The sequence below is a fragment of the Pseudoalteromonas sp. RB2-MNA-CIBAN-0110 genome, assembly GCF_040309305.1.
Classification (GTDB): Bacteria; Pseudomonadota; Gammaproteobacteria; order Enterobacterales; family Alteromonadaceae; genus Pseudoalteromonas; species Pseudoalteromonas arctica.
This window is the reverse complement of record NZ_JBEOOQ010000246.1, coordinates 1-254: the sequence shown is the minus strand read 5'-3', so window position 1 is coordinate 254 and position 254 is coordinate 1. Positions and strand designations below refer to the sequence as shown.

At 44.1% G+C, this 254-nt stretch carries 1 protein-coding gene; it reads left to right on the top strand.

Annotated features, from left to right (window positions below; translation table 11 throughout):
• A partial coding sequence (locus AAEY68_RS21350; RefSeq protein ID WP_350586859.1) for a helix-hairpin-helix domain-containing protein occupies nucleotides 1–254 on the top strand: 254 nt, incomplete at both ends.

The following is a 254-nucleotide window of genomic DNA, read 5'->3' as shown; positions in this document are numbered from 1 at the left end:
ATTAGCTCAAGTTGCTGGTTTAACCAAAACCTTAGCTAAAAATGTGGTTGATTTTCGTGACGCGAATGGTCAATTTACCAATCGTAAGCAGCGATTGAGTGTGGCTCGTTTAGGGCCTAAAGCTTATGAGCAAGCTGCGGGGTTTTTACGCATCCGTAATGGTGATAATCCATTGGATTCGTCATCTGTTCACCCAGAAGCGTACAGCCTAGTTGAGTCGATTGCTGGTGCTAAGCAATTGCCATTAACTGAAC